Source organism: Brevibacterium sp. ZH18, from assembly GCF_022748595.1.
Taxonomy (GTDB): Bacteria; Actinomycetota; Actinomycetes; order Actinomycetales; family Brevibacteriaceae; genus Brevibacterium.
The window spans coordinates 1-482 of the sequence record NZ_JALDSX010000117.1 but is presented as its reverse complement, the minus strand read 5'-3'; the positions used below and the strand labels follow the sequence as shown (position 1 = coordinate 482).

The window sequence follows — 482 nt, the reverse complement described above, 5'->3', positions numbered from 1 at the left end:
GCCGAACACAACCGCCACGCAGTGCGTGCCGCCATGGGTTGGCCGGCCGCTTCGGCTTCGTCGGCGAGGTATCGGTACCCGAACTCGGGATCATCGCGGTGGGCATCGAAGAGCGCATTGGCCCGATATGCCTCAATGACGACTGCTTCAGGGATGGGTGCTGCCAGCCACCGGTAGGAGGGCTGGCGGGAGAGCTTCAAGACCCGGCACGACACCGCGACCGGGGATCCCGTCGGCGGCGAGCTCTCTCACGAGCGGGTAGAGCCTTTTGACGGCAGGTTCGCCTGTGACAGATAGGCGGCCGCGCGGCGTAGGACCTCGTTCTCCTGCTCCAGCAGGCGAGTCCGTCGCCGTAGTTCTCGCAGTTCTGCTGATTCGTCGATGGACTTGCCGGGTTTGTTGCCGGCATCGATTTCTGCTTGGCGGAGCCATTTGTTCAGGGTGCCTTCATGGATCCCGAAGTCCTTGGCGATCTGTCCGAT

2 pseudogenes are annotated in these 482 nt (G+C 63.7%); both read right to left on the bottom strand.

Annotation, left to right across the window (positions count from 1 at the left end):
• Positions 1-200 (bottom strand): annotated as a pseudogene (locus MPN20_RS17185) (IS3 family transposase); the annotation flags it as partial.
• 48 nt (positions 201-248) lie between these two features.
• Positions 249-482: pseudogene (locus MPN20_RS17180) on the bottom strand (hypothetical protein); the annotation flags it as partial.